The 4210-nt window shown below is 59.7% G+C and carries 6 protein-coding genes; 1 reads left to right on the top strand and 5 read right to left on the bottom strand.

Features of this window, described 5'->3' with window-relative positions; genetic code table 11:
• From G6O54_RS36510 to G6O54_RS36500, 3 genes are all read right to left on the bottom strand, one after another.
• Positions 1 to 376, bottom strand: a 376-nt coding sequence (locus G6O54_RS36510; protein WP_165235897.1) for a hypothetical protein, incomplete at its 3' end; no start/stop codon positions are given.
• Positions 377 to 391: 15 nt separating this feature from the next.
• On the bottom strand, positions 392 to 1051 hold the full coding sequence (locus G6O54_RS36505; protein WP_165235894.1) for an ImmA/IrrE family metallo-endopeptidase: 660 nt from the start codon (positions 1049 to 1051) through the stop codon (positions 392 to 394).
• Positions 1048 to 1737, bottom strand: a complete 690-nt coding sequence (locus G6O54_RS36500) for a hypothetical protein (protein WP_165235891.1) — start codon at positions 1735 to 1737, stop codon at positions 1048 to 1050. The genes G6O54_RS36505 and G6O54_RS36500 overlap by 4 nt, the downstream gene beginning before the upstream one ends.
• A gap of 264 nt (positions 1738 to 2001) precedes the next feature.
• Between G6O54_RS36500 and G6O54_RS36495 the strand changes: the two genes are divergently transcribed.
• Positions 2002 to 2376: a helix-turn-helix domain-containing protein gene (locus G6O54_RS36495; protein WP_165235888.1), complete on the top strand. Its 375-nt coding sequence runs from the start codon at positions 2002 to 2004 to the stop codon at positions 2374 to 2376.
• 42 nt (positions 2377 to 2418) lie between these two features.
• Here the strand turns inward: G6O54_RS36495 and G6O54_RS36490 are convergent, their stop codons facing one another.
• Together G6O54_RS36490 and G6O54_RS37580 are read right to left on the bottom strand one after the other, a co-directional pair.
• Positions 2419 to 3738 carry an IS4 family transposase gene (locus G6O54_RS36490; RefSeq protein ID WP_165235885.1) on the bottom strand — a complete coding sequence of 440 codons (1320 nt, stop codon included), beginning with the start codon at positions 3736 to 3738 and terminating at the stop codon, positions 2419 to 2421.
• A gap of 150 nt (positions 3739 to 3888) precedes the next feature.
• Positions 3889 to 4210, bottom strand: a 322-nt coding sequence (locus G6O54_RS37580; protein ID WP_205679170.1) for a hypothetical protein, incomplete at its 5' end; no start/stop codon positions are given.

The raw sequence follows: 4210 nt of genomic DNA, 5'->3' as shown, positions 1-4210 counted from the left end.
TCCCTACCCTCGTCTGGTGAACTCCCGGCAGGAAGCTTGTCTCGACGCGGACCTTTCCTTCCGGGAGCCCGTTATCGTCGATCAGCCCGATGACTCGCCGGATCTCCGCACTCAACGCGGCCCCCGACACGACCGAGGCAATCGGATCTGCTCGGCGAGCCCAGGCCAATGCCTCGGTCAACATGCCTGCGACCGCGATCGCCGCACGCTCAACGTCATCAAGGGCCACATAGATGACTTCGACGATCTTCGTCTCGCCCTGCGGAAACCCGTGGTCGTCGTAAATCCCCACCCGCTCGACGCAACCGGAATGGATGTCCTCGGCGACGCGCGCGTGTCCAGCTTCGTGGTAGGCGGTGAGCTCTACTTCGGTCATTTTGTGACACAGACCTCATTCTGGCCAGAGCTTGTCTCGGTTCGCTCGATCGGTAATAACTGGACGAGGAACGACGAAAAGCCGAGCCAAGTTGTCCTCGACCGAAAACCTCGCTCTCTCCGTCGCCTTCGCTTGCTCCAGAGTCAATCCGGCGGCTTTGATTTTCGCCGCAGCCTTGCCGAACTCTGCCTTCAGTTGCGCAGTGGGCACCAAGATAAGACCGGCCAGAGCGTGGGCTTGCCACTCGAACTCCGCGTAGACATCTTCATCGATTCCCGTCACGACCGTTTTCCATTCGGCGATGTTCGCGTATTCGAATTGATCGACAACTTCTTTGTGGATCAAGATATGGGATAGTTCGTGCGCCAGGCTGTAATGGTACGTCTGCGGACGACTCTCTTGAATATTCGCATCAATTGATATTGATTTCATGTCTCTTGAGATTAGGGCGTACATGTCCGACCCGTGGAGTAGGTCCGGGATCGGAATGATGTCGAGCTCAAAACGTAATTCGATGATTTCCTCGATCGGCACCGGAATCGAGCGGACCGGATGATGCTCGTTGATGAATGCCTCCGCTTTCGCGCGAAGCTCTTCGTAGGAGTAGGTCTTAACGTTTTCGGGCCTCTTTGGCATGGAATCACCGGCCTTGGAGAGAACGGGGAGAAGGTTCACGAACCTGACGAGCCTTCATCGAGCTTTGCATAGTGCTCGCCCTGGACGCCGACGAAGCGAAACTCCCTCGCCTTGCCCGTGTGGTAGTTCTTGTCCGCGTAATCGAGAATTTTGGCCTCGACCAATCTCTGAACAGCTCCTGAGACGACGATCTTCCGCTGCTTCAGTAGTACCCGGAGATGATCGATGGGGAGCAGAATGGGTTCCTTGTCCTGGAGAAGCTGAAGATGATAGGCGATGCTGGCAATGTTCGTTGGCACACGGCGTCCGGCTAGGCCACAATCGAGCAATTGCAACGGTTCTCTCTGAGCGAACATCCAGGCGAGGTCTAGCGCGGACCAACCAAACGGCAGACGCACGCGGCCTTTGGTTGCCTGAATCGCGGAATCGAGATCGTCCAGCTCATAACCACGAGCTGTGCAGATGCCGCTCTTGATCGCGTGGGCGATGCCCTCCTCAAGTCCGCGTGTGCCCCACTCGACCGAACACCTCCACGCGATCCTCCAATAGTTGAGGGCGTCGGTGCTGAGCACGAAGTCTTCGCGAGCGTCAGGATCCGCGATGCTCTTCTCGGCGACCTGCTTGTTAGTCGCCTCAAGGATCACCTCTACCAGGTCCGTTGGCTTGGAGGCGATCAGCCCCCCTCCAAGCTCAAGTGGTTTGATTCGGGGATCGGTGTCCGCCACCAACGTGGCTCCGAGCGAAAAATCCGAGGAAGGACGAAAATCTCTTGGGCCAACTCGCGACCGCTCTCGACTCCTTGATTATCCTGAGATGATCCTGCGAAGTCTAGTAGACTCATGAAACGTCGTGGTAAATCCTGTAGTTCCCAGGTCATAAGTCCGCATCCAGCTTAGAGGTTACGACGTTGACGGCGAACCAGGGTGGTGTAAGATTCGTACAACAGGTAGCGGAAAAGGCATTCGCGGACGATTTCCAAGTGGGGATTGATGATGGCAGCCAACGCATTCGGAGAATATCTGAAGCGGAGGAGAATCGCTCTGGGGCGGACGCTCCGGGCGTTTTGCCAGGAGCAAGGTTTCGACCACGGCAATTATAGCCGGATGGAGCGAGGTGTCCTGGCACCTCCGCACAAAGAAGAGAAGCTTGCCGAGTACGCCGGTGCTCTGGGAATCGCGCGTGGCTCGGACGAATGGATCGAGTTCTGCGACTTGGCTTCGGTCGCTCGTGGGGAGATCCCCAAGGATCTGGTGAGCGATGAGGCCATCCTCGGCCGCCTCCCGGTCCTTTTCCAGACCCTACGCGACTCGGGAGCGGATTCGGACAAGTTGGACGAGCTCGTTGAGAAGATCCGAAGAAGCTGAGAATCGCTCAGGAAGAGGGGGAGCCGACGGGGTCATTGTGGATTACTGGGGCCTTTTCATGAGGGGGTACTGCTTCGGGCGGCGTTTCCTCACGCGTGGTTGATATCGGCCGGGACGGTCCGGGTTGATTACCAGGATCGGCGCGTTGCCCTCGCTGTCCGCATCGGTCGTCCACCGGATGGCATCGATCAGGTTGATCCGGTCGGGATCGACTTCCTGCACCCGCGCCGACTCCATCATCACCGACCGCGCCAGGTTGTACGCGATCCGATCGCGTACATGGCCGCCTCCTTCCTTCAGCACCCCATCTACAGTCTTGCACTTCAATACGTCCATGTTCATTGTTGTCTTCATGTGCTTGAAATTCTTCTCCACCCGCCATCTCTTGTAGTAGAGGTCGGCCAGCTCCTCGGCCGGGTACTTCGCCGCGTCCAGGAGGGTCGTCGCCAGGGTGATCTCTCGCACCCGGAAGCCCGGCGTCGCCACCTTGTAACGCAACTCTCGCACCAACATCTCTTCCGGCAGCGATGCGAATTCTTGCTCCGTCATCCACTTCGGCCGGCCCTTCTGCTTCACCCAGGCGACCACCTGGTCCCGGGGACCAAGCGCCATCACCCACCGCGAGCTTGGCAAGCCCTGCTCCCTCGGATACGGCCCCTTCGTCCGCGCCACCGGCCGGCCCGGCGTGAAGTCGACATTTACCTGCTGGTGCATGCGGAAGACGCCGAAAAAGCCGCGGCCGAGCAATGTCGCGATATGAGCATAAGAGCAAAAGCCACGATCTCCCAGGACCACGTCGCCCGCCTCCAGGTCCTTCGAGATCCCCGCGGCGCCGGCCATGTCGTGGGCCCCGAAAGCCGTCCCCGTCAGCTTCAAGAGCATCCCCGTGCCGACATGGAACATCGCCAGCAGCTTGGCCACCGGGAAGCCGCAGCCGGGCTGCTGGCCGCTGGGCTGGCCGAAGTGCGCCTTCAGCTCCGGCTCGTCGGGCATGGAGAGGCCCGAGCCGTCGATGCCCCACACCCCGTGGCCTCGCCAGCGCGAGCCGTCCGAGGCGCCGCGGACCGCCGCGGCGACCTGCAGGACGAGCTCGAGGAAGACCGCCAGCGGGAGCCGCGATCGGGCCTGGCAGTAGGCCGTGTCGGTGAATTCCCGGCCCCCCAGCCGCACCACGTGCTGGCACGAGGTGTTCCCCAGCAGGACCTGGATGAGGAACAAGGAGATGGTCTCGACCGGCCCGAGCTTGCGCTCTCGCCAATGATATCCGGCCGTTTCGCAGGCCGCATGGATGGACTCCGGCGAAAGGACGGCGGCAACGTCTTGGCGCAGGCGGTCGCGGATGGCGAAGATGCGAGGTGGCATGGGGGGGCTCCCTGCGAGATCCTGGTGCGTCCGTGGTAAGCCACCAGGTTCCCGCAAACCCCCTCAGCCTTCAAGACGCGACAAGTCGTTCACGCCGAAGGCTTTGTGCACTATCCTCGCGGCATTCGCCCCTGACCCCATATCCGCCCCCTACTTGTTCGACGTCCAATACTTCCGAAAATTGGGACACCCCTCGATTTCTGCAACGAAATGCACGGTGTCCAAGCCACGGGCATGAACGTCCCAGTACTCGGCGACGTAATGAGTCACCGCGAGTTGCCAAGCTGCAATATCAGGATCACTACTCAAGCGGAAGGCTACCATCAGCCTTGTAGGATCATCGAACCAATCGTGCATTGCACTCTGAATGATCGAGGGGATGCTATTCTGCGCACTTGCCACACTAACGCCAAAGGCGTTGAACCACTCGGGAAGCTGCTCCACGAGTTTGATAGACTTGCGATTCGCTTTG

It is taken from the genome of Aquisphaera insulae, from assembly GCF_011064615.1.
GTDB lineage: Bacteria > Planctomycetota > Planctomycetia > Isosphaerales > Isosphaeraceae > Aquisphaera > Aquisphaera insulae.
The sequence above is the reverse complement of the archived record's forward strand: the minus strand, read 5'-3'. Positions and strand labels throughout refer to the sequence as shown.